Below are 26999 nucleotides of genomic sequence, written 5' to 3'. Positions count from 1 at the left end.
AAGGAGGCCCCCACGGACCACTACAGCGAGTCCCAGAGCAGGCGCTGGTCGCGATCGGGGTCGCCGACGGGCGCGCTCTCGTCGTCGAAGAGCATCGTGACGCGGTCCGCGGGCGTGTAGCGCGCCCATCCGGGGTCGCCGGTGGTGACGAACCGGACCCACGCGTCGAACATCGTCGCCGCGATCGCCCGCACCCGTTCGCGCGGCGGTTTGGCCGACGCGAACAGGAAACGCCAGTTCACGTTGCCGATGTCGTCGAACACCAGCGGCAGGTCGAGCCCGTGCGGCGCGCCGAAACCCTTGCCGCGCGGGGCGATCCGCCAGTCGAGCCGGTACATCCACGCCGCTCCCCCCGCCCCGTGCTGCGCCTCGGCGAGCCGGATCGCGGGCAGCCACCAGTCGCCCGCGGTGAGCGCGCGGTTGCGGACCTGGTCCCCGGGCCAGTCCGGCAGTACCTCCCGGTAGGCCGCCGTCGCCTTCTCGATCGCGTCCGCGTCGAGCATCGTCGACCCGGTGCCGAGCGGGTTCGCGCTCCCGGTGGCGAGCCACGCGAACAGGTCGTACTCGTCGGCCGTGGTCCCGGTCAGGATCCCGACGTCACGGGCGGCGCCGGCCGCGATCGCCTCGCCCGGCCGCTCCGGCAGCACCTCGCCGTCGACCACCACCCGATACGTCACCAGCGTGCCCGAAGCGGCCGAAACCCGTTGCTGTGCCTCGAGAATCCGCGTCGCCGGCAGCGTCGCCAGCCGCTCCGGGCCGACGCCCAGTTCGGCCAGCACGGCCCCGGCGACCCGGTCCGCCTCGGCCGGGGTGTGCACCACCGCGCCGACCCCGGTCCCGCTCTGCACGATCGCCCGCCGGAACAGCCCCCGCGCCGCGGGCACCGCGAGCAGCGTCCCGACCGTGCGGCCGCCGTTGGACTGCCCGGCGAGGGTGACCCGGCCCGGGTCACCGCCGAACGCCGCGACGTTGTCCCGCACCCATTCCAGCGCCGTGACCTGGTCCCGCAGCGACAGATTGCCGTCGGCGATCCCGGGCAGCCGCAGCATGCCGAGCACGCCGAGCCGGTACCCGACGGTGACCACCACGACGCCCCGCCGCGCGAACGCCGACGCGTCGAACTGGTGCGGGGAGCCCATCACGCCGCCCCCGCCGTGGATCCACACCAGCACCGGGTGCGGGCCCGGTGACGTGGGCGCGTAGACGTTGACGTACAGGCAGTCCTCGTCGCCGAGAAAGCCCTTTCCCGTGATGGCGGGCTGCGGGGCCCGCGCGGCGAACCGCAGCGTGTCCCGCACCCCCGCCCACCGGGCAGGGCGCCGCGGGGCGCGGAACCGCAGCTCCCCCACCGGCGGCTCGGCGTACGGGACGCCGAAGAAGACCCGGATCCCCTCGCGTTCCCTGCCGCGCACGGCCCCTGCGGTTGTCTCGGCGACGATCTCCACCCGGCCAGCCTAGTTCGGGGCTTGCGCTGGACCGCACTCCAGGATGTTGACGAGCGGCGACACTGGGGAGGAATTCTTGAACGCCACCGAAAACAAGCAACTGTTGCGCGACGTCTTCGCCGCGTGGGCGGCGGGCGACACCCGGCCGTTCCTCGCGGCCCTCGCCGACGACGTCACGTGGACAGTGCCCGGCCACAACGCCTGGTCGGGCACCTACTCCGGGAAGGACGCCGTGCTCGGCGACCTCCTGCGACCGCTCGCCGGGCAGGTCGCGGACCGGCACACGAGCACGGCGAGCCGGTTCGTCGCCGAGGTGCTGGCCGACCCCGCCCGCTAGCCCGATGGGCCCCGGGCCGCCCGCCGGGGAATGATGTCCGCGTGGAGATCGCAGCAGAGATCGTCGCCCTGGTCGTGGCGGTGCTCGTGGTGAGTGCCGTGGCGCGGCGGCTCGACTGGCCGGCACCGCTGTGCCTGATCGCGTTCGGCGTCGCCGTCTCGTTCGTCCCCGGCATTCCGGAGTATCACCTCGAACCCGAGGTGGTCCTGCTCGGGCTGCTGCCACCGCTGCTGTACTCGTCGGCGATCCAGGTGTCGCTGATCGACTTCCGCCGCAACCGGGGCCCGATCGCGCTGCTGTCGGTCGGGCTGGTCGTGTTCACCACCTTCGGGGTCGGCGTGGTCACCTGGCTGGTCGTCCCGGGCCTGCCGCTGGCGGCGGCCATCGCGCTCGGCGCCGTCGTGGCGCCGCCGGACGCGGTCGCGGCGAGCGCGGTCGCGCGCCGGGTCGGGATGCCCCGCAAGCTGGTCCGGCTGCTCGAAGGCGAGAGCCTGTTCAACGACGCCGCCGCGCTGGTCGCCCTGCGGACCGCGATCGCCGCCATCGCCGGGTCGGTGAGCCTGTGGCAGGTCGGCGGCGATTTCCTGCGCGCGGCGGTGTTCGGCACGCTGGCCGGGCTGGTGGTCGGCTTCGCGGGCGCGTGGGTGCGGACCAGGATGGACGAGCCGGTGCTCGACACCGCGCTGTCGTTCGTGCTGCCGTTCATCGCCTACCTGCCCGCCGAGGCCGTGCACGGATCCGGGGTGCTCGCGGTGGTGATCGCCGGGCTGATCCTCGGGTACAAGACGCCGACCATGCTGTCCGGTTCGTCGCGGCTGGCCAGCAGGCTCAACTGGCACACCATCCAGTTCCTGCTGGAGAACATGGTGTTCCTGCTGATCGGCCTGCAGTTGCGGCGCATCCTCGCCGAGGTCGCCGACACCGGCATCGGCATCCTCGGGCTGGCCGGGATCTGCGCCGCGGTGCTCGCGGCGACCATCCTCACCCGGGTGCTGTGGCTGGTCGGGATCGGCCTGGTCCGCCGGGTGATCGGCACGAAGAAGAAGGTCTGGCCGTGGCGGTACTCCGCGGTACTCGCCTGGGCCGGGATGCGCGGCGTGGTCACGCTCGCCGCGGCCTTCGTGCTGCCGCAGGACACCCCGCAGCGTCCGGTGCTGGTGCTCGCCGCGTTCGTGGTCGTGGCCGGGACCCTCGCCATCCAGGGCACGACGCTGCCCGCGCTGATCCGGCGGCTCCGGCTGCCCGCGCCCGACCCCGCCGAGGACGCGCTGCAGGAGGCCGCGGTCCTCAACGACATGACGCACGCGGCGCTGGCGAAGCTGCGTGAGATCCGGCGGCCCGAGGACCCGGACCACGTCGTGGAGCGCATCCGCGACCGGCTCCAGTCCCGTTCGGACGCCGCGTGGGAACAGCTGGGACGGCAGAGCGCGCTCGCGGAGACACCGAGCGACGCCTATCGTCGGCTGCGGATCCAGCTGCTCGAAGCCGAACGCGAGGTGTTCCTGAAGGCGCGCGCCGCCGGGACCGCCGACGACGACGTGCTGCGGCGGGTGCTGGAACGGCTCGACATCGAGGAGTCGATGCTCGACGCGGACGAGGAGGAACCGCCGATGGAAGGCCGCGAACTCCGGACCCCGGCCGCGACGGCGGGCTCCTGTAAGCACCTGGCGCACGCCTGGCCGGATCACCGGCCGGAAAGCACCGACTCCTGCGCCGAGTGCGTCGAGGAAGGCAGCACCTGGGTGCATCTGCGGATGTGCCTCAAGTGCGGGCACGTCGCCTGCTGCGACTCCTCGCCGAAGCGGCACGCGACCCGGCACTTCCACGACACCCGGCATCCGGTGATGCGCAGCGTGGAGCCCGGCGAGACGTGGCGCTGGTGCTTCGTGGACAAGCAGCTCGGCTAGACGCTGAGGTCCGGTCGGCCGCTGTTATGTTCGACGACATGAGCACGCCCGAGCAGGAGATCGAATACCGCCAGCACCGGTTCACCCCGCCGCCCGGCGCTGCCGACATTTTCCTGGTGCGGCACGGCGAATCGGCCCCCGCGCGGGTGAGCTCGCCCCCGCCGATGCTCGACGGCCAGGCCGATCCCGCCCTCGCGCCGGAAGGACGGGAGCAGGCCGAACGCGTCGGCGCGCGGCTGGCGCACGAAGGGCTCGACGCGCTGTACGTGACGTCGCTGCGCCGGACCGCGGAGACCGCCGCGCCGCTGGCGGCCAAGCTCGGCCTCACACCGCGGGTCGAACCGGACCTGCGGGAGATCCACCTCGGCGACTGGGAGGGCGGCCTGTTCCGCAAGAACACCTCCGAAGGTCACCCGATCGCCGAGCGGCTCTGGACCGAACAGCGCTGGGGCGTTCTTCCCGGCGCCGAAGCCGACGAGGCGTTCGGTGCCCGGGTCTGTGCCGCGATCGGCCGGATCGCCGCCGCGCACCCGGACCAGCGGGTCGCGGTGTTCACCCACGGCGGGGTCATCGGCGAGGTGTTCGCCCAGGCCGCGGGCGCGGGCGAGCGGTTCGCGTTCCTCGGCGCCGACAACGGCTCGGTCTCGCGCCTGGTCGTGCTGGGCGGTAACTGGCTGGTGCGCGGCTTCAACGACGTCACGCACCTGGGTTAGGGCCGGCGGACGTACCCCGTGGCGACGAGTTCGACCGCGACGAGCACCGAGACGGCTTCGGCGGCGACCAGCCCGATCAGCACCAGCACCTGGGTCATACCCGCCTGCAGCGGCGAGGCACCGCCGAGCAGGACGCCGACGTAGGCGCCGGGCAACGTCACGAGCCCGACCGTCCTGGTCTGGTCGAGCGCCGGGATCAGCGCCTGCCCCGCCGACGGGCGGCAGATCTCCAGCGCGGCGGGGCGCGGGGTGAAGCCGAGTGCCAGCGCCGCCTCGTATTCGCCGTGCCGTGCCTTGAGCTCGTCCAGCGCCCGCCGCGCCGCCTGCGAGGTCGCGGTCATCGCGCCGCCGATCACGATCCCGGCGATGGGCACGACGGCGATCGGCCGGAACGGCACCACCCCGGCGGCGAGCACGAGCCCCAGCACCGGGGCGACCCCGGCCGCGATCGCCGTGGCCGCCCACCGCAGCACCCGCGCGGCGCCGGAGCCCCCGATCCGGCGTGCCGAGGTGTACGCCGCGATCCCGAACATCAGCAGGACGAACAGGCCGGTCAGCCAGCCCGAACGCAGGATCGCGGTGATCACCAGCGAGACGAGGGCGAGCTGGACGACCGCGCGCACGGCGGCGACGAGCACGGTCCGGCCCCGCGCGAGCCCGCCGAACCGCACGACGAGCGCCCCGGCCACCGCGAGCACCACCAGCACCGCCACCAGCGCGGGCCCGAACGTGATCACGGCGTTCATTATCGGGCGCGCCGGCGCCCACGCCGGGAAGGCGCGGCGGCCTACGCCGTGCAGATCAGCTGGCTGCCGTCCCCGTTGACGACCTTCTCGGCGACGACGACGCCGTCGACGAGGACCCGGCAGCGCAGCGTGCCCTGCCCGGCGTGCTGCGCGGAAAGGCTGTAGAACTCGGTCCGGTCACCCGGGCCGGTGCGGGTGAAGGAGGTCGACCACGGCGTGGTGACCTCGGCGGACTGGACGAGGTCGGTTCCCCCGCCGACGTAGGTGAGGTTGCGGGCCCCGCCCGTGCCGGTCAGCTCGTAGACCACGGCGTGCCTGACCGGTGCGGCCGCCACGACCGGCGCCGCCCGCGCCTGCTCCGGTGGCGGCGGTGCCGCCTGCCGCGACGTCGTCCCGGGCAGCACGTACCAGGCCAGGGTGATCGCGACCGCCGCGACGCCGACGACGACCACGACGTTGCCGAGCGTCCAGACCCGGCCACGGTCCCCCGGATCCGGCACGGCTCCCGGCGACGGCGGTACCGGCGAAGCCACGGTGCGAACACGCATGGAGAGGTCATCCCTCGTTCGGGCGCACTCCGGTCGAGTACGATGCCTACTTCTCGTCCGGTATAGACGGCGTGTTAGCCATTAGGCCCGAGAACTCTCATATTCACCCTTTCGGGCGCCCTCTGCTCACGCAATGTCGCTGGTCGGCCGCGTCGCCGGTTGGCCCGGGGTAAACGACCGCGTTGCCGTTAGGGTCTTGGGCGAAGGAGCCATGCCCAGCCGGCACTGCAGGGAGGTCGCGGTGGCCACCATCACCGACGTCGCGTCCAGGGCGGGCGTGTCGACCGCGACCGTGTCCAGGGCGCTCAACGGCAAGTCCACGGTGGACCCGGTACTCGCCGCCCGGGTGCGGCGCGCGGCGGAGGAGCTCGGCTATCACCCCAACGGACTGGCCAGGAACCTGCGCCGCCAGGAGACCGCGGTCCTCGCGCTCATCATCTCCGACGTCGAGAACCCGTTCTTCACCGCGATCGCGCGGGGCGTCGAGGACCTCGCCCAGACCTCCGGCTACTCGGTGGTGCTCTGCAACACCGACGAGAACGCCGACAAGGAACGCCGGTACCTCGACGTCGCGCTGCAGGAACGGGTCGCGGGCGTGGTGCTGTCCCCGACCGGGCACGCGACCAGCGTCGACCGGCTGCGCAGGCAGGGCACCCCGGTCGTCGCGGTGGACCGGCCGCTCGCCGGGATCGTCGGCGACCAGGTGCTCGTCGACACGCGCCGCGCCGCGGGCGAGGCCACCACGCACCTGCTCGGCAACGGCTACCAGCGTGTCGGCTGCCTCAGCGGCCCCACCGGCGTCCGCACCGCGGACGACCGGCTCGCCGGGTACGTCGACGTCGTCGGCGGCCGGTCCGCGCTGTTCCGCCGGTCCGCCTACCGGGCCGAGGGCGCCCGCCTCGCCGCGCTGGACCTGCTCGACGAACCGGCGCCCCCGGACGCGCTGCTGGTCGCGAACAGCACGATGGCCATCGGCGTACTGGAGGCCCTGGCCGAGCGCGGGCTGCGCCCTGGCAGGGACGTCGGGCTCGTGGCGTTCGACGACGCGCCGTGGACGACACTGATCGACCCGCCGCTGACCGTCGTCGCCCAGCCCGCCTACGACGTCGGCCGCGCCGCCGCCGATCTCCTGCTGGCGCGGATCGGCGACAGCACCCGCGAGCCCGCCACCGTGACCCTGGAGGCCCGGCTCATCGCCCGGCACAGCTCACGACGCTGACCTCACGCGCCCGGGTGAGTAAGCGCTATCCGCACGAACGTGCCTGGGGGCCGGCGCGACGCCGGCCCCCAGGCACGCCCCACCCCCTGTGTCCCCCAGGTCCGGCGGCCCGTGACCGCCGGGGCCGGTGAAGCACGAAGGCAGGAAATCGATTTCCACCGGAACGTAGATCCCGCACTGTGGAGTGTCAAGCGTCTCCGGCCCTGGACAAGCTCGTCCGATGGAGGCAAACTGACCCGCAGTCCCCTACCGTTCGTGTTGAGTAATGTGCGGTCTGTGTCGATCTTTGGTGAATTCACCCACAAATCAGGCGAGATACCGCACGAACCCGCACATCCGGGTTAGTCTAGGCGCATGTCTGTAGCACTGGAGAACGTCCTCGCCAAGGCCGGCCTCAAGGTCGACGCCACCGAGTTCCTGACGATGGTCGAGGACGCGGCGCGCAGACTGTCCCCACCCAACCCGGATCCTTCGCACTACTTCTCCCCCGACCAGCGGGCCGCGCTCACCGACGTCGGCCTCGACCTGACACCCCGCGCCGAGGGCGAGCCCGACTTCCGCGCCCGCACCGTCGCCGCGCACGCCGTGCTCGCCGAATCCGCGCTCAGCGTGGTCGAGGCGGCGCGGGTCCTCGGCGTCGACGACAGCCGGATCCGCCATCGCCTCAAGGAAGGCAGGCTCACCGGCTGGAAGGATCAGGGCTGGCGGCTGCCGTCCTGGCAGTTCGCGGGTTCGGGCGTACTCCCCGGCCTCGAGGTGATCCTGCGCGCGCTGCCCGAGGACCAGCCCGCGCTCGTGGTCGCCGCCTTCATGAGCACCCCCCAGACCGATCTCGTCATCAACGACCATCCCGCCACTCCCCGTCAGTGGTTGCTCTCCGGGGGTGACCCGGAACACGTCGCCCGGCTGATCGCCACGTTAGGCTCGCCGTTCTAGGCTGATACGTTCGCAAGTAACGATCTCTCCGACAAGGACGGACGACTCCCGACGTATGGCCCGGCTCCCCATGCCGCCCGCACGGTCTGTCCTGGTCAAGGAGCTGAACCGCACCAAGGACGTGGTGCCGGTCCAGCCCGACACCAGGCTGGTCAGGATCTTCACCGCGCACGGCAACCACCCGCAACAGTGGAATTCGTTCCGCTACACCGGCCCGCTCCCGCACGGCCGGTTCGACCAGCAGTCGCCAGGACGTGGCGGCCGCCCGGTCACCGACCCGGCCAACGGCGTGCTCTACTTCGGCCTGACCGTGCGCACCAGCGTCGCCGAGGTCTTCCAGACCAGTTCCACCGTCGACCGCAAGACCCGCGGTCCCCGGCTGGTCGTCGTCCGTCCCACCCGCACCCTCCAGCTGCTCGACCTCACCGGGCTCTGGCCCACCAGGGTCGGCGCGTCGCAGGAGATCTCCAGCGGGCCGAAGAAACTCACCCAGGCCTGGGCCCGCGCGATCCGCGCCGCCTTCGGCGATCTCGACGGGCTCTGGTACCGCTCGTCGATGGACTCCGGCGGTCCCGCGATCTGCCTGTGGGACCCGCCCGCCGGCGCCGCCCTCCCCATCGCCCCGGACGTCCTGCTGCCGCTCGACCACCCCGGTCTCGACGTCCCGCTGGGCCGCGTCTGCGAGGAGCTGAACTACACGCTGCTCTCGTGAATCACGCGAGTGCGCCGCCCAATCACACGAGTTCTCCGTCCCATCACGCGAGTGCGCCGTTCAATCACGCGAGTACGTCGTTCAGAGGTGCCGTGCCCACCAGTCGAGGACGGCGTCGAAGCGCTGGACCCGGTGGCGGGGCTTGCCCGAGCGGGTCAGCTCGTGCCCTTCGCCGGGGAACAGCAGGAACTCCGTCTCGGTGCCGTGCCGCCGCAGCGCCACGAACATCCGCTGCCCCTGCTCCAGCGGGCACCGCCAGTCCTGCTCCGAATGCACCACCGCGAACGGGATGTCGATCTTCTCGGCATGGGTCAGCGGGCTGCGGTCCCGCTGCGCCTCGGGATCCTTGCCGACGTAGACGTCCACGAACTCGTAGCCGATGTCCGAGCTGCCGACCATCGACACCCAGTCGTTCACCGCGCGCTCGCTCCACGCCGCCTGGAACCGCTCGCCGTGGTGGGCGGCGAGCCAGCCGGTCATGAACCCGCCGTAGGAACCGCCCATGATCCCGACCCGCCCGGCGTCGAGATCGGGCCGTTCGAGCGCGGCGTCGAGCAGGGCGAGCACGTCGTCGGCGTCGACCGTGCCGAGACCGCGGAGGACAGAGCGCCCGTGGCTCTGCCCGTATCCCGCCGAACCACGCGGATTCCCGAGGACGACCGCGTACCCGGCCGACGCGTACACCTGCGCCTCGTCGAACACCGCCCAGTCCTGCTGGGCGAACGGCCCGCCGTGCACCACGCGCAGCACCGGGTGCGGGCCCTCGCCCCCGGGCAGCACCAGCCAGCCGTGCACGGGATACCCGTCCGGCGCGGTGGTGTCCAGCTCGACGACCTCGCACAACCCCTTGGCACGCAACGGTGCCGAGTAGTCGGTGAGCGTCCGGGGACCGTCCCCGGCGAGCAGGACGACGTCACCGGAACTGACCGGCGTCGCGACGACGGCGACCACGACCGGGCCCGCCGCGGCGAACCCGCGGACCACGACCTTGCCGTCCAGGAGCACGGGAAGATCGGCCGGCGGCGCGGTTTCCGCCGTCACCGGCACCGCGCGCAGCTCCACCGCGCCCCGGTTCCGGACCGCGACGAGGACGTCCTCGCCACGCGGCACCGGCGCGCCCGCCGGGGCCTCGCAGTCGACCGACTCGGTCTCGGTGAGCCGGCGCGCCTCCCACGGCCCGTCGCCGCCGGACGGGACCGCCGCGTAGAGACCGGTGTTGCAGACCTCCCACACGCCATCCACAAAGGACTGTCCATAGAAGAACAGGGTGCCGTCGGGACCGAACACCGGGAGTTCGAGGAATCCCTCGCCCCGCACCAGAAGCTCGGGCTCGCCGCCCTCGGGCCCGACCGTGTACAGATCGCGTCCCTCGGTCTCCACCCGGCCCCAGTCCGCCGGTGCGGTGAACACGATCCGCCCGCCGTCGGGTGTCCACACGGGATGGTCGACATCGACCGCGCCGTCGGTCAGCGGCGCGGGCCCGCCCGGTTCTCCCGCGACGAGGTCCGCGGCCGGGTCGATCGCGAACAGCCGCTGCGGCCGGTCGCGCAGGAATCCGATGTCGTCGATGCGGTAGTCCAGGCGGGTGATCCGGCGCGGCGCCTCGGCGGCGGGGTCGAGCACCTCGCCGTCCGAGCCCGGCACACCGTAGCGGCCGGGCTCGGGGATCCGCGCGACGAACGCGATCCGGCCGGAGTCCGGGGACCACGCCGGTGCCGACACCCCGAGCGGGAGCGCGGTGAGCCGCTTCGCGTCCCCGCCGTCGGCGGGCATGACGTGCAGCTGCGGACTGCCCTCGGCGCCCTCCCCCCGCCCGGCGCGCAGGAAGGCCACCCAGCGCCCGTCCGGCGAGATCACCGGCGACGTGTCGCGCGGCCCTTGGGTCCAGGCGCGTTCGCCGCCGCCGAGCGCGATCCGGCGCAGTGACCGCCGCTCGGCGTTGGACTTCAGGTCGGGCCCGCCCACCGCGACCAGCAGCAGGTCGCCGTGCAGGGCGGGATGACCGGGGACCACCAGGGATTCGATGTCGGAGGGGCGCATCCCGCCGACGGTACCGGATCGTTAGCCTGCCGAACTACCGCTCTTCGTCGTGACTCCGGCGCGTTCGTCACGCTTGGCCTTCAGCAGGCTGGCGACGGTGGTGGCGGTCAGCACGACCACGATGACGCCGAGCGAGATCCAGTTGTTGATGTCCGCCCAGTCCGGGACGACGTGGTACTCGTGCAGCGCGTGCAGGACCAGCTTGAGGCCGATGAAGCCGAGGATCACCGCGAGGCCGTAGGACAGGTAGACCAGTTTGGTCACCAGACCGCCGAGCAGGAAGTACAGCTGCCGCAGTCCCATCAGGGCGAACGCGTTGGCGGTGAAGACCAGGAACGCCTCCTGGGTGATGCCGAAGATCGCCGGGATCGAGTCGACCGCGAAGAGCAGGTCCGCGCTGCCGATCGCGACGATCACCACGAACATCGGGGTGATCATCCGCTTGCCGCCGACCTTCACGAAGGACTTGTGCCCGTGGTACTCGTCGGTGACCGGGTAGACCTTGCGCACCCAGCGGGTGACGGCGTTCTCGTGGTACTCCTCTTCCTCCCCCTTGCCGCGCAGCATGCTCACCGCGGTCCAGACGAGGATCGCGCCGAAGAGGAAGAACACCCACACGAACTGCGCGATCAGCGCCGCGCCGACGGCGATGAACACGCTGCGCATGGCCAGCGCGAGCAGGATGCCGACGAGCAGCACGCGGTGCTGGTGGATGGCGGGCACCTTGAACGAGGACATGATGATCATGAAGATGAACAGGTTGTCCACGCTGAGCGAGTACTCGGTGATGTACCCGGTGAAGAACTCGACGCCGGGGTCGTGCCCGGCGAAGAAGAAGACGCCGATACCGAAGAGCACCGCGCACGAGATGTAGAAAATGACCCACCGGGCGGCCTCACCGGTGGTGACCTCATGCGGCTTGCGGTCGACGATGACCAGGTCGAGCGCGATGAGCGCCAGCAGGCCACCGACCGTGGCGATCCACAGCCACAAGGGGACGAACATCGACGAAACCTCCGGATAGTGCGCAGCAGCAACTAACCGGAGGTCTCTCCCGCCGGTGCGGACACCGGCCGACGGTGCCGGGGGCGCTGGGCCACCGTGCTGACGACACCGCCGCGAAGGAATACTCCCCTCACAGCGCGTCTAGTTTGACCGTTACGGACCGCGAACGCCAGTGATGGTTGCCCGTGTCACCGTCTTGGTGGTGTTAAGAGCGTCACGTGCGAACGCTCGGTGTCTGATCTCTGTTAAGGCCGCGACGCGTTCTCAGTAAACTTCACATACGGTCACCTCGTGCCCCGACTCCCGATCCCGCGCACCCGCGGTGCCCGGCTCACCGCGCTCGGCGCGGTCGTGGTGGTGCTCGCCGCCGCGGCCGTCGTCTGGTCGACCCGCTCCCCCGCGCCACCGCTTGCGCGGACCCAGGACGCGGTCCTCGACCTGCCCGCCGCGCCCGGCTCCGCCGACAAGGTCGCCATCGACACCACCACCTACTTCCCCGAGCGGACCCCCGCGCCCGCCGTCCTGCTCGCGCACGGATTCGGCGGCACCAAGAACAGCGTCGCCGACCAGGCCCGCGAACTCGCCGGACAGGGCTTCGTCGTCATGACGTGGTCGGCCCGCGGGTTCGGCCGCAGCACCGGCAAGATCGGCCTCAACGACCCGGACGGCGAAGTCGCCGACGCGCGCGGGCTCATCGACCACCTGGTCTCCTCCCGCGAGGTCGTCACCGACGCGAACGGCGATCCGAAGGTCGCGGTGACCGGCGGTTCGTACGGCGGCGCCCTCGCGCTCCTGCTCGCGGGTACCGACAAGCGCGTCGACGCCATCGCCCCGGTGATCACCTACAACGACCTCGCGCAGGGCCTGCTCCCGAACGCCGCCGCCACGACGGCGCCCACCGCGGGCACCCCGGCGGCGGGCGCGTTCACCGCGGACGGGGTGTTCAAGAAGTCCTGGGCGGGCAACCTCTTCTCCGCCGGATCCGGCCAGGCGGGCTCCGGCGCCGGGCCCGCGATGGAGGCACCCGAACCCGGGCAGCAGACCAGGGACACCGGTCAGCAGACCGGCGGGACCGGCGGCGGGGCGGCGCCGCCCCAGCCGGGACCGCGCGCCGCGCCTCCGGCGCCCGCCGACCTCTGCGGCCGCTTCACCGCGCCGGTGTGCGCGGCCTACACCGAGCTGGCCACCACCGGGAAGGCGAGTTCGCGGACGACCGACCTGCTCCGGCGCGTCTCCCCCGCGTCGGTGACGAACCGGATCACCGTGCCCACCCTGCTCGTGCAGGGCGAGAACGACACCCTGTTCGGCCTCGACCAGTCCGACGCGACCGCGCGGCAGATCACCGCGGCCGGCGGGAAGGTCACCACGGTCTGGTACACCGGCGGGCACGACGGCGGCTCGCCCGGCCCGAAGCTGCGCGGCAGGATCGCCGAGTTCCTCAGGTACTCGCTCACCGGCGAGGGTTCGCCACCCGCGAACGGGTTCAGCTACGACGTCCAGGGCACGTTGCGGGCCAACGGAACGCCGTCGGTGCGCACCGTGGCGGCCCCGGCCTACCCCGGCCTGACGACCGCGCCCGCGGAGCGACGGTTGTTCCCGCTGACCGGCCCGGCCCAGCCGGTGGTCCGGCCCGCCGGGGCCAGTCCCTCGGCGGTGAGCGGGATTCCCGGGCTCAACGGGCTGGTGAGCGGCAATTCGCGGCTGAGCGCGGTGCTCGGCATCGATCCGCCCGGCCAGTACGCGCAGTTCGGCACCCCGCCGATGGACAGTCAGGTGGTCGTGGCGGGGTCGCCGACGGTCCGGCTGCGGGTGTCCGCCGACCCCGCGCACCCGGAGCCCGAAGCGGTGCTGTTCGCCAAGCTCTACGACGTCGGCCAGGACGGCACCCGGGTGCTCCCCGCCAACGCGGTGGCGCCGCTGCGGGTCCGCGGGCTGCCCGCGGACGGCAGCCCGGTGGAGGTCACGGTGACCCTGCCGGGCATCGTGCGGCCCGTCGAAGCCGGGCATTCGCTGCGGCTGGTGGTCGGCACGACCGACCAGGCGTACGCGGTTCCTGCCACGCCGTCGGCCTTCCGGATCGCGCCCGCCGAGGACACCGCGCTCGCCGTGCCGGTCGTGCCGGGCACCTCCGTGGGCGCCGGGGTGCCGGTGTGGCAGCTGGCCGGCATCGGCGTCACCCTCGCGATCGGGCTCGTGGTGGTGGTGTTCGCCGCGATCCGGCGCCGCCGGGCCCACGACGTCGATCCGGACCTGGCGAAGACGCCGATGGTCATCGACGGGCTGCGCAAGCGGTACTCCGGCGGGTTCGTCGCCGTCGACGGCCTGTCCTTCCGGGTGGAGCCGGGCCAGGTGCTCGGCCTGCTCGGACCCAACGGCGCCGGGAAGACGACGACCCTGCGCATGCTGATGGGCCTGATCACCCCGACCGAGGGCAGCATCAGGGTGTTCGGCCACCGCGTCCGGCCCGGCGCGCCGGTGCTCTCCCGTATCGGGTCCTTTGTGGAGGGTTCGGGTTTCCTGCCGCACCTGTCCGGCAAGGCGAACCTCGAACTGTACTGGGCGAGTACGGGACGTCCGGCCGAAAAGGCGCATTTCGCCGAGGCACTGGAGATCGCCGGGCTCGGCGACGCGGTGCACCGCCGGGTGAAGACCTACAGCCAGGGCATGCGGCAGCGGCTGGCGATCGCGCAGGCAATGCTCGGGCTGCCGGAGCTGATGGTGCTCGACGAACCCACCAACGGGCTCGACCCGCCCCAGATCCACCAGATGCGCGAGGTGCTGCGCCGGTACGCGGCGACCGGGCGCACCGTGGTGGTGTCGAGCCACCTGCTGGCCGAGGTCGAGCAGACCTGCACACACGTGGTGGTCATGCACCGCGGCAGGCTGGTCGCCTCGGGCGAGGTCGGCGAGCTGGCCGCGGCCGGCGGCGAGGCAACGTTCCGGGTGGACACCCCGGAGGCGGCCGCCGAGGCGCTGCGGGCCACCGGCGGCGTCACCGACGTCGCGGTCGAGGGCGACCTCGTGCACGCGAACCTCGACGGGGTCCCGCGCGCCGAGGCGGTGGCGCTGCTCGTCCGCGCGGGTGTCGCGGTGGAGCAGGCCGGGCCGAGGCGACGGCTGGAAGACGCTTTCCTGCAGCTGGTCACGGAGGAGTCATGAACAGTCAAGGGACCGACGGGATGCACGGGGGCGTGCACACGGATCCGGCGGCGCTGACCGAACTGACCGACGTCGCCTCGCACGAGCCGACGGAGGTGGGACCGGACGGCGCCGTGGCCGGGTACCGGGCCGACCGGACGCTGCGGCTGGGCGTCGAGCTCAAACGGCAGCTCCGGCGGCGCCGCACCCAGCTGCTGCTCGGGTTCGTCGCGGTGCTGCCGTTCGTCCTGGTGCTGGCGTTCGAGCTGGGCCAGTCCAGCCCGAACCGGCGCAGCGGCGGGTTCGTGGACCTGGCGACCGCGAGCGCCCCGAACTTCGTGGTGCTCGCGCTGTTCGTGTCCGGTACCTTCCTGCTGCCGATGATCGTGGCGTTGTTCTTCGGTGACACCATCGCGAGCGAATCGTCGTGGTCGAGCCTGAAGTACCTGCTGGCGATCCCGGTGCCGCGGCACCGGGTGCTGCGGCAGAAGGCGATCGTGTCGGGGATCCTGTCGGTGGCCGCGCTGGTGCTGCTGCCGCTGGTGTCCCTGCTGGTGGGGCTGATCTGGTACGGGGCGGGCGACGCGATCAGCCCGACCGGGGACGCGGTGCCCTTCGGCAAGAGTCTCGTCGCCATCGGACTGTCCACTGTGTACGTCATCGCGCAGCTGGCGTGGGTGGCCGGGCTCGCGCTGTTGCTCAGCGTGTCCACGGACGCGCCGCTCGGCGCGGTCGGCGGGGCGGTGCTCGTGGCCATCCTGTCCCAGATCCTGGACCAGATCACCGCGCTGGCCGGGTTGCGGAACTACCTGCCGACGCACTACTCGTTCTCCTGGATCGATCTGATATCGACCGATATCGACTGGACGAACATCGCCTCCGGGCTGTTCTCGGCGGCCGTCTACGGCACCGTTTTCCTGGTGCTGGCCGGGCGCCGCTTCGCCACAAAGGACGTCACCAGCTGACATTCGGTACACCGGTGCCGCCGGTGCGCCGACGGCCGGTGTCCCCCGGGGAGAGCAACAGAACTCCTTGGGGGACACCGGCTTTTCACCGCCTGTGGCGATGTTCACCCAACCGAGCGGACACCGCGCGGAATCCGGTCGCTGATTACGATTCTTTTCGCCGCGGCCCTCTTCGGGTGAAAACCCCGCCTGCCATGGCCGATCCGGCGAAAACGCTCTATCTTCGTGAAGTGACGACGCGGCGAGGGCACTAAGAACGCAGAGGATGTCGCCATGACCCAGTCTGTGGAAGTTCCGCTTCAGGAATTCGTCCTCGATTGGACGCTGCCCGCACCGGACGGCAGCCGGATCAGCTTTGTCGCCTCGGGCCAGGTGACGTTGCTGAACGGCAAGCGCGCCTACAAGATCGACGGCGTGCTCTACATCGCCGAGGGTGGCGATCGCCTCCGTGACATCGGAAATCCCAAACTGTTCGTCCGCCGTAACGGCGTCGAGTCCAGCGGACGGTATTGGGGCTGGGAAACCATCACCCGGCAGTCCGGCACCCGGCTGGCCGATATGGACGCGTACTTCATCCGCACCGGGTACTGGGCTCCCGCGGATCGCTCGATCCTGTTGAGTCTAGGCGCGGAAACGGGCTGGACCAAGAAGAAGACCTACAGTCCCACCGTCCGCGTCCGGCTGGTCGACTGACCGGCCGGGCTCAGGCCGCCCCCGCCGCCTCGGGGCGGGGGCCCGCCTCGGCGAGCGCCTTGATTCCCTCGACGGTGGCGAGCATGTTGGTGCGGAACTCACCCAGTCGCATCTCGACGAGCTGTTCCTCCTGGTCCGGCATCTTCGCGATGATGTCGGTGAGGTTGGAGGGGCCCGGCCCCATCTGCCCCCGCTGCCGCAGCACGGTGCCGTCGCCGTCGGGAATCAGCTCGAACCGCCACGCTCCCGCCGGGTTCCGCACGTCCTCGACCGCCCAGGCGAACAACCGGGCCGGTTCGAAACCCACCACCGTCGAGGTGGTTTCCCACTCGCCCGCGTACGGGTGGAGGTTGCGGCCGCGGAACCGGGCGCCGAGCCCGGGTTCGGCGTCGTCGAGCCAGTAGCCGCCCTGGAACTCGGTGGAGAACCGGGACGGCAGGTCGACGTCGATCAGCCACGACCACACCTGCTCGGGCGAGGCGGCGATCCGGATTTCGACCTCGATGGACGGGCTTTCCGAGTACTTCATGGCTCTCCCCAGGGCTTCCGGCACTTCCGGCGTGCTCAGAAACCTAGCCGGGGCGACGGGGCAGGGACAACTCGCAGCGTGCGTGCACCGCGGCGGCGGGGAAGACGACACCCCGCCGCGCGCCGCCCCGCCGAAAGTCGGGGGCCGCCGGTTCTTCCGCCGGTCGGCGCTTGTCCGGCCCCGCGCCCTTCTGTGAGGATCCTCCGACTGGGGAATTCCTGGAGCCGGAGGTGCGGATGCGCGGGCTGCTCACCGTCTGCTCGGCGGTTCTGGTCACCGTCCTGACCGTGGCGGGCCCGGTCCCGGCCGCGAAGGCGGCGGAGCCGGGCGGCGGCGACATCGGGGAGGCGTTGCGGCACGTCCCCGGCCTCACCGTCGTCGACGAGGCCCCGGCACCGGACGGGTACCGCTTCTTCCGGTTGACGTTCACCCAGCCCGCCGACCACCGCGATCCGGACGCGGGCACGTTCGAGCAGCGATTCACGTTGCTGCACAAGGATTTCTCCGCACCGACGGTGGCCTACACCAGCGGCTACAACGTGTCGGCCGCGCCGAACAGGTCCGAGCCGACCCGGATCGTCGGTGGCAACCAGCTGTCGATGGAGTACCGCTACTTCACGCCATCGCGGCCACGGCAGGAGAACTGGGCCGATCAGCTGACGATCTGGCAGGCCGCGGCCGACGAACACCGCGCGGTACAGGCGTTCAGGGCCCTCTACCCCGGGAAGTGGCTGGCCACCGGGGGCAGCAAGGGCGGGATGACCGCGACCTACTTCCGGCGGTTCTTCCCGCACGACGTCGACGGCACGATCCCCTACGTCGCGCCCAACGACGTCATCGACGAGATCGACAGCTACAACCGGTTCCTCTCGCGAGTCGGCGACGATCCCGGCTGCCGCACCGCGCTCAAGGCGATCCAGCGGGACACGCTGAAACGTCGTGACGAGTTCGGCGGGCTCGCCACGGCCGACGCCGCGAAGAAGGGATACACGTTCACGACCGTCGGTTCACTGGACAAGTCACTGGAAATCGCCGTCATCGACGCGTACTTCGCCTTCTGGCAATACCAGAAGCAGTCGGACTGCGCGACGGTGCCGAAGGCGGGGGCTCCCGCGGCCGAGGTCTACGCCTGGTTCGAAAAGGTGGAAAGCCTCACGACCTACGCCGACCAGGCGCTGGCCCCGTACGTCCCGTACTACTACCAGGCCGCCGTCCAGCTGGGCTCGCCCGAGGCCTACGACGGGTACCTGCGGGATCTGCTGCGGTACCCGGGCGCCGACGTCCCGGAGTCGTTCGTGCCGAAGTCGATCGAACGGCCGCCGTTCGACCACTTCGCCATGCCCGACATCGACTTCTGGGTCCGTACCCAGGGCAGGCGGCTGTTGTTCGTCTACGGCTCGAACGACCCGTGGGGTGCCGAGCCCTTCCGGCTCGGGCCAGGCTCGCGCGACTCGTACCGCTACTTCGTGCCGGGCGGCAACCACGGCGCGAACGTCGCGCAGCTGCCCCCGGACGAGGCCGCGGCGGCGACCGCGACGATCCGCCGCTGGGCGGGGCTGCCGCCCGCCGGCCCGGAAGTGACCGCGCGCTCCGCGCCGGCGGGTTTCCCGGACTTCGACGCCGACCCGATCATGACCGCCCGGCCCCGGCTGTGAGGCCGGGCTACCGCTCGCCGAGCTTGACCAGCGGCAGGTCGGTCTGCGGGAAGTCGTCCCCGATACACAACAACGGCTCCCCGGCGACGAACGCCGCGGCATAGGTCAGGCAATCACCGAAGTTCAGCGCGGCCGGATGCCGTCCCTTGCCAAACCGGAGGTAGGCGACCTGCGCGGCTCGCCAATGCGCGTCGCCGAAGGACAACACGTCGAAGTTCCGCTGTTGCAGGAAGTCGGCGAGCAACGTCTTGCCGCGGTTGCCCTCCTTGTGCACGAGCACGATCGTCGTCTCGACCAGGATCGGCGAACCGATGCGGCACACCGGAGCGGCACCGATGGCCGCACCGATCTGCTCGGCTCGTGGCTCGCCGAGAATCGCGGCGATGATCGCGGAGCTGTCCAGGATCACACGCCACCCGGCCCGTACCCGAGGATCTCTTCACGCTCCGCCTTCGTCACCGGCACGCCCCGGTTCTCCGGACTGACCTGTGGCCAGATCTCCTCCCGGAGGAAACGCACGAACTCCTCGCCGTTCCGCTGCCCGTCCCGTTCGGCGACCAGCCGATCGCGCAGGAGCCGCAGTCCGTCACGTACCGCCGCTGTCTTGCTGCCACCGGTCATAGCCGCCACCTCCTCGGCAAGTCGCTCCGCGTCCGGATCCTTGATGTTCATCGGCATGGTGTAATGATACCCGGGTATGGTGTAAATCTACCATTACTTGATGCCTGCGGCGTCCATGCCGCGAAGCTCCTTCTTCAGGTCGGAGACCTCGTCCCGCAGGCGGGCGGCCAGCTCGAACTGCAGATCGCGCGCGGCCTGCATCATCTGGTCGGTCATCTGCTGGATGAGGTCCGCGAGCTGGGCACGCGGCATCCCCGCGACGTCCTTGTCCACGAGCATCCCGGAGCTGCGGACCTTGTCCCCCTGCTCCGGCTTCTTGCCACGCGAGACGTTGCGGCCCGAGCCGCCGACCGCCACCGACTCGGTGTCCTCGGCCTCGCTGTAGACCCGGTCGAGGATGTCGGCGATCTTCTTCCGCAGCGGCTGGGGGTCGACGCCGCGCTCCTCGTTGTACGCGATCTGCTTGGCGCGGCGGCGATCCGTCTCCTCGATCGCGTGCTGCATCGAGTCGGTGATCTTGTCCGCGTACATGTGCACCTCGCCCGAGACGTTTCGCGCCGCGCGGCCGATGGTCTGGATCAGCGAGGTCCCGCTGCGCAGGAAGCCCTCCTTGTCCGCGTCGAGGATCGCCACGAGCGACACCTCGGGCAGGTCGAGGCCCTCACGCAGCAGGTTGATGCCGACCAGCACGTCGAAGTCGCCCGCGCGCAGCTGCCGCAGCAGCTCGACCCGGCGCAGCGTGTCCACCTCGGAGTGCAGGTACCGCACCCGGATGCCGAGTTCGAGCAGGTAGTCGGTGAGGTCCTCGGCCATCTTCTTGGTCAGCGTCGTGACCAGGACGCGCTCGTCCTTCTCCGCGCGCTCGCGGATCTCGTGCACGAGGTCGTCGATCTGACCCTCGGTGGGCTTGACGACCACCTTCGGGTCGACCAGGCCGGTCGGCCGGATGACCTGCTCGACGAACTCGCCGCCAGCCTGGCCCATCTCGTACGGCCCCGGCGTGGCCGACAGGTAGACGGTCTGGCCGATCCGGTCGGTGAACTCCTCCCAGGTCAGCGGGCGGTTGTCCACCGCGCTCGGCAGCCGGAAGCCGTACTCCACCAGATTCCGCTTGCGGGACATGTCGCCCTCGAACATGCCGCCGATCTGCGGCACCGTCTGGTGCGACTCGTCGATGACCAGGAGGAAGTCGTCCGGGAAGTAGTCGATCAGCGTCGCGGGCGAGGACCCGGCCTCACGGCCGTCGATGTGCCGCGAGTAGTTCTCGATCCCGGAGCAGAAGCCGACCTGGCGCATCATCTCGATGTCGTAGGAGGTGCGCATCCGCAGCCGCTGCGCCTCCAGCAGCTTGCCCTGCTTCTCCAGCTCGGCCAGCCGCTCCTCCAGCTCGGCCTCGATCCCGCGGATCGCCTTCTCCATCCGCTCCGGGCCGGCGACGTAGTGCGTGGCCGGGAAGATCCGGACCTCGTCGACCTCCTTGACGATGTCCCCGGTCAGCGGGTGCAGGTAGTAGAGCTTCTCGATCTCGTCGCCGAAGAACTCGACCCGGATGGCCAGCTCCTCGTACGCCGGGATGATCTCGACCGTGTCGCCGCGGGCGCGGAAGGTGCCACGCGCGAACGCGATGTCGTTGCGCGTGTACTGCACGTCGACCAGCGCGCGCAGGAAGACGTCCCGGTCGAGCTGTTCGCCGACCTTCAGCTTCGACGACCGGTCCAGGTAGGACTGCGGCGTGCCGAGGCCGTAGATGCAGGACACACTGGCCACCACGATCACGTCCCGGCGGGACAGCAGGTTCATCGTCGCCGAGTGCCGCAGCCGCTCGACGTCGTCGTTGATCGACGAGTCCTTCTCGATGTAGGTGTCCGTCTGCGCGATGTACGCCTCGGGCTGGTAGTAGTCGTAGTAGCTGACGAAGTACTCGACCGCGTTGTGCGGGAACAGTTCCTTCAGCTCGTTCGCCAGCTGGGCGGCCAGTGTCTTGTTCGGCGCCATCACCAGCGTCGGCCGCTGGACGCGCTCGATCAGCCACGCCGTGGTCGCCGACTTGCCGGTACCGGTGGCACCCAGCAGCACGACGTCCTTCTCGCCCGCCCTGACCCGGCGTTCGAGCTCGTCGATGGCCGCCGGCTGGTCACCGGCGGGCTGGTACTCACTGACCACCTCGAACCGGCCGCCGGTGCGCGGGATGTCGGTGACCGGGCGGAAGTCGGACTGGGCGAGCACGGGATGTTCGGTTGCGAAAGCCACGAGAACCAGGGTAGGCGCCACCCCCGACAGTTTCTCAACCGAGCGGCCGCCGGCGGCGCGGTCTCCTCGTCAGTTGCAGTCGCAGCAGGAACAGCACTCGCAACAGGTGTCACACCCGCCACAGTCGCACCCGTCGCACGCCCTGCCGACCGGCTTGCCGCTCCACGGGCCGGGGTAGGGATCGCGGCAGCAGAACTGGCAGCTGCAGCACATGTAGGCCGCGACACCGCAGCCGAGGAAGAAGTTCCGTTCGCGCGGCGGGACGGCGAACTTCGGCTGCCAGCACCAGCCGCCCTGGCCGTCCTCCGGCCCGTGGTCCTTCGGCGGCTCGGGCGGCGGTCCCGCCGGTCCGTCGGGGCCGCCGGGACCGGTGGGTCCTCCGGGACCGCCGGGGCCGGGTGCCCCGTGCGGCCCGTACCCCGGCGGCGGTGTCCCCTGGCCGGGTGACGGCACGTACCCGGGTGGCGGACCGTACCCGGGCGGACCGTAGCCGGGCGGCGGGCCGTAGGGCGGCTGTCCCGGCTGTCCCGGTTGGTGTGGATGCTGCTGGGGATGTGGTCCCGGGCCGATCCACCCCGGCGGTGGCTGCTGGCCGTGCAGATGGTGGTGCCCGAACGCGCGGCGCACCGCCTGCCGCAGCTCGTGCACGAGCAGGGCGTGCACCAGCGACCCGTCGGTGAACTCCGCCTCGCGCAGCGCGAGTTCGACCCCCAGCACCGCGTCGTCGCACAGCCGCCGGGCCTCGGCGAGGTCGGTACCCGTCACCGACAGCGGGTTCCACGCCCCCGCGGCCTCGTCCTCGGCCAGGTCCTCGACGGCGTCCAGCAGGTGCGCGACCCGGCCGAACAACCGGCCGGCCTCGGCGAGTGGCGCGCTGTTGCCGGGACGTCCGGCGAGCACGGCGGTCTGCGCGAACGCCGCCGCCGTCGCGAGTTCGGCTGGTTCGGTGGCCAGCAGGGCCGAGTCGCCGAGCCGGACCGCGCCCTCGATCTCCGCCTGGCGGCCGACCGCCTCGGTGAGCACCGTGGTGTCGAAGCCGATCCGCGCCCCGGTGCGCCCGCCCTGCTCCGCCCACCGGGTGGCGACCCGGCGCGCGGCGAGGGCGACCGGGCGCCGCCGGAAGGCACCGTCGCGGTCGGCCACGTGATCGCCGACCTTCGCGGAGGCGAGCACGAGCGAGACCGCCGCCGCGAGCCGCGCGCCACCGCCTTCGGCGACCGAGGCCGGGCGCATCGCGCGCAGCGCGCACGGACCCGCCCGCCGGCGCCCGTGCCGGGGCGCCTGCGCCTCCACCAGCGCCGAGACGATCAGTCCGTCGTAGTTGGTGACCAGGCGGGCGAGCTGGCCGTGCTCGTCGCGCAGCGCGAGGCAGAGCCCGCACAGGTGTGCCATCCAGTCGGCGTGCAACCGGCCGGCCAGCCGGTGACGGCAGGGTCTGATGATCCCGAACAACTCCCGCTCCCCCACACTCGTGACGGCACCTCGCGCCGGTGCCTCGCGGAACCCTAGCGCCCGCGACGGCGCCGCACCGGCGTTCGGCGGTTTTCCCCGGGACGCGCCGGGAACGGGCAGGATGGGGCGATGACCGACCTGCACCCGCCGAAGCTCGAGATCTTCGACGTCGCCGCCGGGACCAACATCGATCCCAAGGGTGTGCCCCGCGACGTCGAGGAGTACCGCGAGGCGCCGTTCGGGCTGTACCTGGCCCGCCCCACCCCTGGCAGGCCCCAGTTCCGGTACCTGGAGTCGTGGCTGCTGCCCGGGCTCGGGCTGCGGCTGACCGACTTCTGGTACAACCCCGGTCACGAACGCGACCAGGACTTCTACGCCGACGTCGTCCGCGTCGACCGCGAGGGGAGCCGCTGGAGGACCACGGACCTCTACCTCGACCTGGTGCTCAAGGACAAGGTCTCGGCGCGGGTCATCGACACCGACGAGCTCGTGCTCGCGGTCGCGCGCGGGCTGCTGTCCACTCAGGACGCCGAGTACGCGCTCGAAACCACCTACGCCGCCGTCGAAGGGCTCGCCGCGCACGGCTACGACCTCGCGGCCTGGCTGTCCACAAAGGACATCACGCTCACCTGGAAACGGCACCCCTGAGCGCTGCCCGCCATCCACCGATCGGTTGAGGGCGGTGGCCCGCCGGTGGATCCCGGTTCTGGCCGCTCCGCCGATCCGCCGCGCCCCCGGCACGCGGGATTCTCGATCACGACGAGAAGCCCGACGAGAGGGGACGACCGGATGCCGGTCATCGAGGTGCGCGGACTGCACAAACGCTACGGGGAGAAAGTCGCCGTACGGGACGTTTCGTTCGCGGTGGAACGCGGCGAGATCTTCGGGATCCTCGGGCCCAACGGCGCGGGCAAGACCACCACGGTGGAATGCCTCGAAGGCCTGCGGTCCCCCGACGGCGGCACGTTGTCGGTGCTCGGGCTCGACCCGCACCGCGACAGGGACGAGCTCCGCCAGCGTGTCGGGATCCAGCTCCAGGAGAGCCAGCTGCCCGACAAGCTCCGTGTCGGCGAGGCACTGGACCTGTACGCGTCCTTCTACCGCACGCCGGCGAATCCGGAGAAGCTGCTCACGACGCTCGGGCTCGCCGACAAGCGCGACACCGCGTACAAGAAGCTTTCCGGCGGCCAGAAGCAACGCCTGTCCATCGCGCTCGCGCTCATCGGCAGCCCGGAGATCGCCGTGCTCGACGAGCTCACCACCGGCCTCGACCCGCAGTCGCGGCGCGACACCTGGGACCTCATCGAAACGGTGCGCGACCAGGGCGTGACCATCCTGCTGGTCACCCACTTCATGGAGGAGGCCGAGCGGCTCTGCGACCGGCTCGCGGTGATCGACGGCGGCCGCGTGGTCGCCATCGACACCCCGGCCGGACTGGTCGCCGGGGTGAACGACGAACAGCGCATCCGCTTCCGCCCGTCCCGGCCGATCGACCGGCGGGAGCTCGAAGCGCTGCCCGAGGTGCGAACCGTCGAGGAGCACGGCGGGCAGCTCGTCGTCACCGGGCGCGGCAACGTGCTGCACGCGGTGACCTCCCTGCTCGCCCGCGCGCAGGTGATCGCCGGCGACCTGCGGGTAGACCAGGCCAGCCTCGACGACGCCTTCGTCGCGCTGACCGGCCGGAAACTGGACTAGGAACAAGGACCGACACCATGGCCGCACTGACCAAGATGACCGCCGTCGAGGCGAAGCTGTTCCTGCGCGACCCCGGGGCGCCGATCACCGTGCTCGGCATCCCGCTCGCGCTGCTGCTGGTGTTCGGGCTGATGCCCGACAGCAGGAACCCCGACCCGAAGTTCGGCGGGCACGCGCCGCTGACGTCGCTGATCGCGCCGATGTCGGTGACGATCCTGCTCGCGATGCTCGCGCTCACGCTCTTCCCGACCGCGATCGCCACCTACCGGGAAAAGGGGGTCCTCAAACGACTTTCGGCGAGCCCGGTGCCGCCGACCAGGCTGCTCACCGCGCAGCTGCTGGTGAACCTGGTGGCCGCCGTGCTCGTGGTCCTGCTCATCGTGGGGGTGGGCAGGCTCGCGCTCGGCGTCGCGCTGCCGGGCAATCCGGGCGGTTTCGCGCTGTCGATCGTGCTCGGCACCGTCTCGCTGTTCTCCGTCGGCCTGCTGGTCGCGGCGCTCGCGCCGACCGGACGGGCCGCGGGCGGGATCGGCGCCGCGGCGTTCTTCCCAATGCTCGCGCTGGGCGGCGTCTGGGTGCCGAAGGAGGCCCTGCCCTCATTCCTGCAGGGCGTCGCGGACGTCCTGCCACTGGGCGCGACGCTGAACTCGTTGCGGGAGACCTGGAACGGCAACGCGCCCGGCGTCGTCCAGCTCGTCGCGATGGCCGTGTTCGCCGTGGTGGGCATCGCGCTCGCCGCGCGGTTCTTCCGCTGGGAGTGAGCGTGACCGCCACGCAGGAGAGGACCGGGGACCCGGTGGTGCCGGCGCCGATCCCGGCGTTCGCGGCGAAGCCGGTGCTCACGGTCGCCGCGCTGCTCGCCGTCCCGCTCGCGCTGACCGCGGACCGGTACGGCTACTTCGGGGACGAGCTCTACTTCCTGGCGGCCGGACGGCATCTGTCCTGGGGGTATGTCGACCAGCCGCCGCTGTTGCCGCTGCTGGCCAGGACAATGGACGCGATCGGCCCCGGATCCCCTTTCGTACTACGGATTCCGGCGATGGCGGCGACACTCGCCGCGGTCGTGCTCACCGCGCTGATCGCCCGGGAGCTGGGCGGCCGCGGCAGGGCGCAGACGATGGCCGCGGCGACGGTCGCGGTGGCGGCCCAGTTCGTCGCGGGCGGGCACTACCTCGCGACGTCCACCCTCGACCCGGTCCTGTGGACGCTGCTGCTGTGGTTGCTGGTCCGCTGGGTCAGGACGCGGCGGGACGGTCTCCTCGGGTGGGCCGGGGTGGTCACCGCCGTCGCGCTGTACACGAAGTTCCTGATCGGGGGCTTCTGGATCGTCGCGGGAATCGCGCTCCTTGCCTGCGGCCCGAGGGAGCTGCTGCGCCGTCCGGCACTGTGGTTCGGCGCGCTGCTCGCCGCGCTGGCACTCGTGCCGACGCTGCTCTGGCAGGCCACGCACGGCTGGCCGCAGCTGGGCGTGGGCGCGGCGATCTCCCAGGAGGTCGGGCGCACCTGGGGCGGCCGGGTGGTGTTCCTGCCCTCCGCGCTGCTCGTCGCCGGGATCCCGGTCGGCGCGGTCCTGCTCTGCTACGGCCTGTGGCGGCTCCTGCGCTCGACGGAGCTGCGCGCGTACCGTTTCCTCGGCTGGACCGCGCTCGGCCTCGCGGCCGTCTTCTTGGCCGTGAACGGCCGTTACTACTACGTCGCGGGCATGTTCGCGCCGTGCTGGGCCGTCGCCGTCGTGGAACTCGAACGCGGGCGGGCCTCGCGGTGGTGGCGGTGGCTCGCCACCTGGCCCTGCTACCTGGTCGCCGCGATCCTCGTCGTCCCGATCTCGCTGCCGGTGTGGCCGCGGACCTGGCTGGCGGAACATCCGGGCCTGCCGTCACCGGCGTTCGCCACCCAGGAGATCGGCTGGCCCGAGGTGGCGAAGTCAGTTGCCGGGGCCTACGCGACGCTCCCCGGACCGGACCGCGCCCGCACCGCGGTGGTCACCGAAAGCTATTGGGGCGCGAGCGCGCTCGACCGGTTCGGCCGTGACCTCGGTCTCCCGGAGCCCACGAGCCCGAACCGGGGTTACGCGACGCTGGTGACGCCGCCGGAGAGCGCGACGGACGTGCTGTTCGTCGGCGAGGACCCCCGCCCATTGCTCGGACATTTCGCCCACCTGCGACCGATCGGGACCGTCCACACCGGACTGCCGGTGGCGAACTCCATCGACGGGAACCCGATCTGGCTGGCCACCGGGCGGAACGAATCGTGGACGACGTTGTGGCCGAAACTGGCGCGCGACTGAGCCCACCCGCCAAGGGGGTGCCCGGCGCCGTGGTCCCGGCCACGGCGCCGGGCCGGGCACACGTAGGGTGCGAGGACGGCCCGACACCGACCCCGAACGCGAGGAG

The 26999-nt window shown here is 71.5% G+C and carries 24 protein-coding genes; 14 read left to right on the top strand and 10 right to left on the bottom strand.

Annotated features, from left to right (window positions below):
- Positions 1–20: 20 nt before the first annotated feature.
- On the bottom strand, positions 21–1445 hold the full coding sequence (locus tag ABD987_RS40955; RefSeq protein ID WP_345407701.1) for a carboxylesterase/lipase family protein: 1425 nt from the start codon (positions 1443–1445) through the stop codon (positions 21–23).
- A 76-nt stretch (positions 1446–1521) separates the two neighbouring features.
- Here ABD987_RS40955 and ABD987_RS40950 point away from each other — a divergent pair, with 76 nt between their 5' ends.
- Genes ABD987_RS40950 through ABD987_RS40940 form a run of 3 tightly spaced genes read left to right on the top strand, consistent with a single transcriptional unit; the run spans position 1522 to position 4402 of the window.
- Positions 1522–1782, top strand: coding sequence for a nuclear transport factor 2 family protein (locus tag ABD987_RS40950; RefSeq protein WP_345407699.1), 261 nt, complete (start codon positions 1522–1524; stop codon positions 1780–1782).
- 41 nt (positions 1783–1823) lie between these two features.
- The gene (locus ABD987_RS40945) at positions 1824–3689 is read left to right on the top strand and encodes a Na+/H+ antiporter (protein ID WP_345407697.1); all 1866 of its coding nucleotides are present in this window, start codon (positions 1824–1826) and stop codon (positions 3687–3689) included.
- A gap of 38 nt (positions 3690–3727) precedes the next feature.
- Positions 3728–4402, top strand: a complete 675-nt coding sequence (locus ABD987_RS40940) for a histidine phosphatase family protein (protein WP_345407695.1) — start codon at positions 3728–3730, stop codon at positions 4400–4402.
- Here the strand turns inward: ABD987_RS40940 and ABD987_RS40935 are convergent.
- Together ABD987_RS40935 and ABD987_RS40930 are read right to left on the bottom strand one after the other, a co-directional pair.
- Positions 4399–5148: an ABC transporter permease gene (locus ABD987_RS40935; protein WP_345407693.1), complete on the bottom strand. Its 750-nt coding sequence runs from the start codon at positions 5146–5148 to the stop codon at positions 4399–4401. The two genes, ABD987_RS40940 and ABD987_RS40935, sit on opposite strands and share 4 nt — an antisense overlap.
- A gap of 41 nt (positions 5149–5189) precedes the next feature.
- Positions 5190–5696 carry an MmpS family transport accessory protein gene (locus ABD987_RS40930; RefSeq protein ID WP_345407691.1) on the bottom strand — a complete coding sequence of 169 codons (507 nt, stop codon included), beginning with the start codon at positions 5694–5696 and terminating at the stop codon, positions 5190–5192.
- A 241-nt stretch (positions 5697–5937) separates the two neighbouring features.
- On the opposite strand from ABD987_RS40930, the gene ABD987_RS40925 reads away from it, so the two are divergent.
- The 3 genes from ABD987_RS40925 to ABD987_RS40915 all read left to right on the top strand — a co-directional run bounded on the left by ABD987_RS40925 (position 5938) and on the right by ABD987_RS40915 (position 8563).
- Positions 5938–6915 carry a LacI family DNA-binding transcriptional regulator gene (locus ABD987_RS40925; RefSeq protein ID WP_345407795.1) on the top strand — a complete coding sequence of 326 codons (978 nt, stop codon included), beginning with the start codon at positions 5938–5940 and terminating at the stop codon, positions 6913–6915.
- Between the two features lie 354 nt (positions 6916–7269).
- The gene (locus ABD987_RS40920) at positions 7270–7851 is read left to right on the top strand and encodes a DNA-binding protein (RefSeq protein ID WP_345407689.1); all 582 of its coding nucleotides are present in this window, start codon (positions 7270–7272) and stop codon (positions 7849–7851) included.
- Between the two features lie 55 nt (positions 7852–7906).
- Positions 7907–8563 carry an RES family NAD+ phosphorylase gene (locus ABD987_RS40915; protein WP_345407687.1) on the top strand — a complete coding sequence of 219 codons (657 nt, stop codon included), beginning with the start codon at positions 7907–7909 and terminating at the stop codon, positions 8561–8563.
- Between the two features lie 81 nt (positions 8564–8644).
- Here the strand turns inward: ABD987_RS40915 and ABD987_RS40910 are convergent, their stop codons facing one another.
- Both ABD987_RS40910 and ABD987_RS40905 read right to left on the bottom strand, forming a co-directional pair.
- Positions 8645–10603: a S9 family peptidase gene (locus ABD987_RS40910; protein WP_345407685.1), complete on the bottom strand. Its 1959-nt coding sequence runs from the start codon at positions 10601–10603 to the stop codon at positions 8645–8647.
- A gap of 21 nt (positions 10604–10624) precedes the next feature.
- Complete coding sequence (locus ABD987_RS40905; protein ID WP_345407683.1) at positions 10625–11608, bottom strand: TerC family protein; 984 nt, start codon at positions 11606–11608, stop codon at positions 10625–10627.
- Positions 11609–11899: 291 nt separating this feature from the next.
- Here ABD987_RS40905 and ABD987_RS40900 point away from each other — a divergent pair, with 291 nt between their 5' ends.
- The 3 genes from ABD987_RS40900 to ABD987_RS40890 all read left to right on the top strand — a co-directional run bounded on the left by ABD987_RS40900 (position 11900) and on the right by ABD987_RS40890 (position 16404).
- A complete protein-coding gene (locus tag ABD987_RS40900) occupies positions 11900–14767 on the top strand; it encodes an alpha/beta fold hydrolase (protein ID WP_345407681.1) in 2868 nt (955 codons plus the stop codon).
- A gap of 20 nt (positions 14768–14787) precedes the next feature.
- Positions 14788–15711 carry an ABC transporter permease gene (locus ABD987_RS40895; RefSeq protein WP_345407793.1) on the top strand — a complete coding sequence of 308 codons (924 nt, stop codon included), beginning with the start codon at positions 14788–14790 and terminating at the stop codon, positions 15709–15711.
- Between the two features lie 273 nt (positions 15712–15984).
- Positions 15985–16404, top strand: a complete 420-nt coding sequence (locus ABD987_RS40890; RefSeq protein WP_345407679.1) for a hypothetical protein — start codon at positions 15985–15987, stop codon at positions 16402–16404.
- 10 nt (positions 16405–16414) lie between these two features.
- On the opposite strand, the gene ABD987_RS40885 is transcribed toward ABD987_RS40890, so the two are convergent.
- Positions 16415–16933: an SRPBCC family protein gene (locus tag ABD987_RS40885; RefSeq protein ID WP_345407677.1), complete on the bottom strand. Its 519-nt coding sequence runs from the start codon at positions 16931–16933 to the stop codon at positions 16415–16417.
- A 236-nt stretch (positions 16934–17169) separates the two neighbouring features.
- Between ABD987_RS40885 and ABD987_RS40880 the strand changes: the two genes are divergently transcribed.
- Positions 17170–18588: a S28 family serine protease gene (locus tag ABD987_RS40880; protein WP_345407675.1), complete on the top strand. Its 1419-nt coding sequence runs from the start codon at positions 17170–17172 to the stop codon at positions 18586–18588.
- Positions 18589–18595: 7 nt separating this feature from the next.
- On the opposite strand, the gene ABD987_RS40875 is transcribed toward ABD987_RS40880, so the two are convergent.
- The 4 genes from ABD987_RS40875 to ABD987_RS40860 all read right to left on the bottom strand — a co-directional run bounded on the left by ABD987_RS40875 (position 18596) and on the right by ABD987_RS40860 (position 22911).
- Complete coding sequence (locus tag ABD987_RS40875) at positions 18596–18997, bottom strand: type II toxin-antitoxin system VapC family toxin (RefSeq protein ID WP_345407673.1); 402 nt, start codon at positions 18995–18997, stop codon at positions 18596–18598.
- Positions 18994–19266, bottom strand: a complete 273-nt coding sequence (locus ABD987_RS40870; RefSeq protein ID WP_345407671.1) for a type II toxin-antitoxin system VapB family antitoxin — start codon at positions 19264–19266, stop codon at positions 18994–18996. The genes ABD987_RS40875 and ABD987_RS40870 overlap by 4 nt, the downstream gene beginning before the upstream one ends.
- 36 nt (positions 19267–19302) lie before the next feature.
- Positions 19303–21459 (bottom strand): excinuclease ABC subunit UvrB, encoded by a 2157-nt coding sequence (gene uvrB / locus ABD987_RS40865; RefSeq protein ID WP_345407669.1) that lies wholly within the window; start codon positions 21457–21459, stop codon positions 19303–19305.
- A gap of 69 nt (positions 21460–21528) precedes the next feature.
- Positions 21529–22911 (bottom strand): DUF5685 family protein, encoded by a 1383-nt coding sequence (locus tag ABD987_RS40860; RefSeq protein WP_345407791.1) that lies wholly within the window; start codon positions 22909–22911, stop codon positions 21529–21531.
- 129 nt (positions 22912–23040) lie between these two features.
- On the opposite strand from ABD987_RS40860, the gene ABD987_RS40855 reads away from it, so the two are divergent.
- From ABD987_RS40855 to ABD987_RS40840, 4 genes are all read left to right on the top strand, one after another.
- A complete protein-coding gene (locus ABD987_RS40855) occupies positions 23041–23559 on the top strand; it encodes a ribonuclease FAU-1 family protein (protein WP_345407667.1) in 519 nt (172 codons plus the stop codon).
- 141 nt (positions 23560–23700) lie between these two features.
- The gene (locus ABD987_RS40850; protein WP_345407665.1) at positions 23701–24606 is read left to right on the top strand and encodes an ABC transporter ATP-binding protein; all 906 of its coding nucleotides are present in this window, start codon (positions 23701–23703) and stop codon (positions 24604–24606) included.
- 17 nt (positions 24607–24623) lie between these two features.
- On the top strand, positions 24624–25367 hold the full coding sequence (locus tag ABD987_RS40845; protein WP_345407663.1) for an ABC transporter permease: 744 nt from the start codon (positions 24624–24626) through the stop codon (positions 25365–25367).
- Between the two features lie 2 nt (positions 25368–25369).
- Positions 25370–26893, top strand: coding sequence for a glycosyltransferase family 39 protein (locus ABD987_RS40840; RefSeq protein ID WP_345407662.1), 1524 nt, complete (start codon positions 25370–25372; stop codon positions 26891–26893).
- The last annotated feature ends 106 nt before the right edge of the window (positions 26894–26999 follow it).

Source organism: Amycolatopsis samaneae, assembly GCF_039541975.1.
GTDB classification, from domain to species: domain Bacteria; phylum Actinomycetota; class Actinomycetes; order Mycobacteriales; family Pseudonocardiaceae; genus Amycolatopsis; species Amycolatopsis samaneae.
Note: the sequence above shows the minus strand (reverse complement) of the source record. Positions and strands in the feature narration are given on the sequence as shown.

Excerpts from the sequence above, each read along its gene's own strand:
- ABD987_RS40905 (WP_345407683.1), bottom strand. The coding sequence starts at position 11,608 with ATGTTCGTCCCCTTGTGGCTGTGGATCGCCACGGTCGGTGGCCTGCTG.
- ABD987_RS40870 (WP_345407671.1), bottom strand. The coding sequence starts at position 19,266 with ATGCCGATGAACATCAAGGATCCGGACGCGGAGCGACTTGCCGAGGAG.
- ABD987_RS40910 (WP_345407685.1), bottom strand. The coding sequence starts at position 10,603 with ATGCGCCCCTCCGACATCGAATCCCTGGTGGTCCCCGGTCATCCCGCC.
- ABD987_RS40855 (WP_345407667.1), top strand. The coding sequence starts at position 23,041 with ATGACCGACCTGCACCCGCCGAAGCTCGAGATCTTCGACGTCGCCGCC.
- ABD987_RS40845 (WP_345407663.1), top strand. The coding sequence starts at position 24,624 with ATGGCCGCACTGACCAAGATGACCGCCGTCGAGGCGAAGCTGTTCCTG.
- ABD987_RS40915 (WP_345407687.1), top strand. The coding sequence starts at position 7,907 with ATGGCCCGGCTCCCCATGCCGCCCGCACGGTCTGTCCTGGTCAAGGAG.
- ABD987_RS40880 (WP_345407675.1), top strand. The coding sequence starts at position 17,170 with ATGCGCGGGCTGCTCACCGTCTGCTCGGCGGTTCTGGTCACCGTCCTG.
- ABD987_RS40940 (WP_345407695.1), top strand. The coding sequence starts at position 3,728 with ATGAGCACGCCCGAGCAGGAGATCGAATACCGCCAGCACCGGTTCACC.
- ABD987_RS40935 (WP_345407693.1), bottom strand. The coding sequence starts at position 5,148 with ATGAACGCCGTGATCACGTTCGGGCCCGCGCTGGTGGCGGTGCTGGTG.
- ABD987_RS40920 (WP_345407689.1), top strand. The coding sequence starts at position 7,270 with ATGTCTGTAGCACTGGAGAACGTCCTCGCCAAGGCCGGCCTCAAGGTC.
- ABD987_RS40890 (WP_345407679.1), top strand. The coding sequence starts at position 15,985 with ATGACCCAGTCTGTGGAAGTTCCGCTTCAGGAATTCGTCCTCGATTGG.
- ABD987_RS40895 (WP_345407793.1), top strand. The coding sequence starts at position 14,788 with ATGCACGGGGGCGTGCACACGGATCCGGCGGCGCTGACCGAACTGACC.
- ABD987_RS40850 (WP_345407665.1), top strand. The coding sequence starts at position 23,701 with ATGCCGGTCATCGAGGTGCGCGGACTGCACAAACGCTACGGGGAGAAA.
- ABD987_RS40930 (WP_345407691.1), bottom strand. The coding sequence starts at position 5,696 with ATGCGTGTTCGCACCGTGGCTTCGCCGGTACCGCCGTCGCCGGGAGCC.
- ABD987_RS40885 (WP_345407677.1), bottom strand. The coding sequence starts at position 16,933 with ATGAAGTACTCGGAAAGCCCGTCCATCGAGGTCGAAATCCGGATCGCC.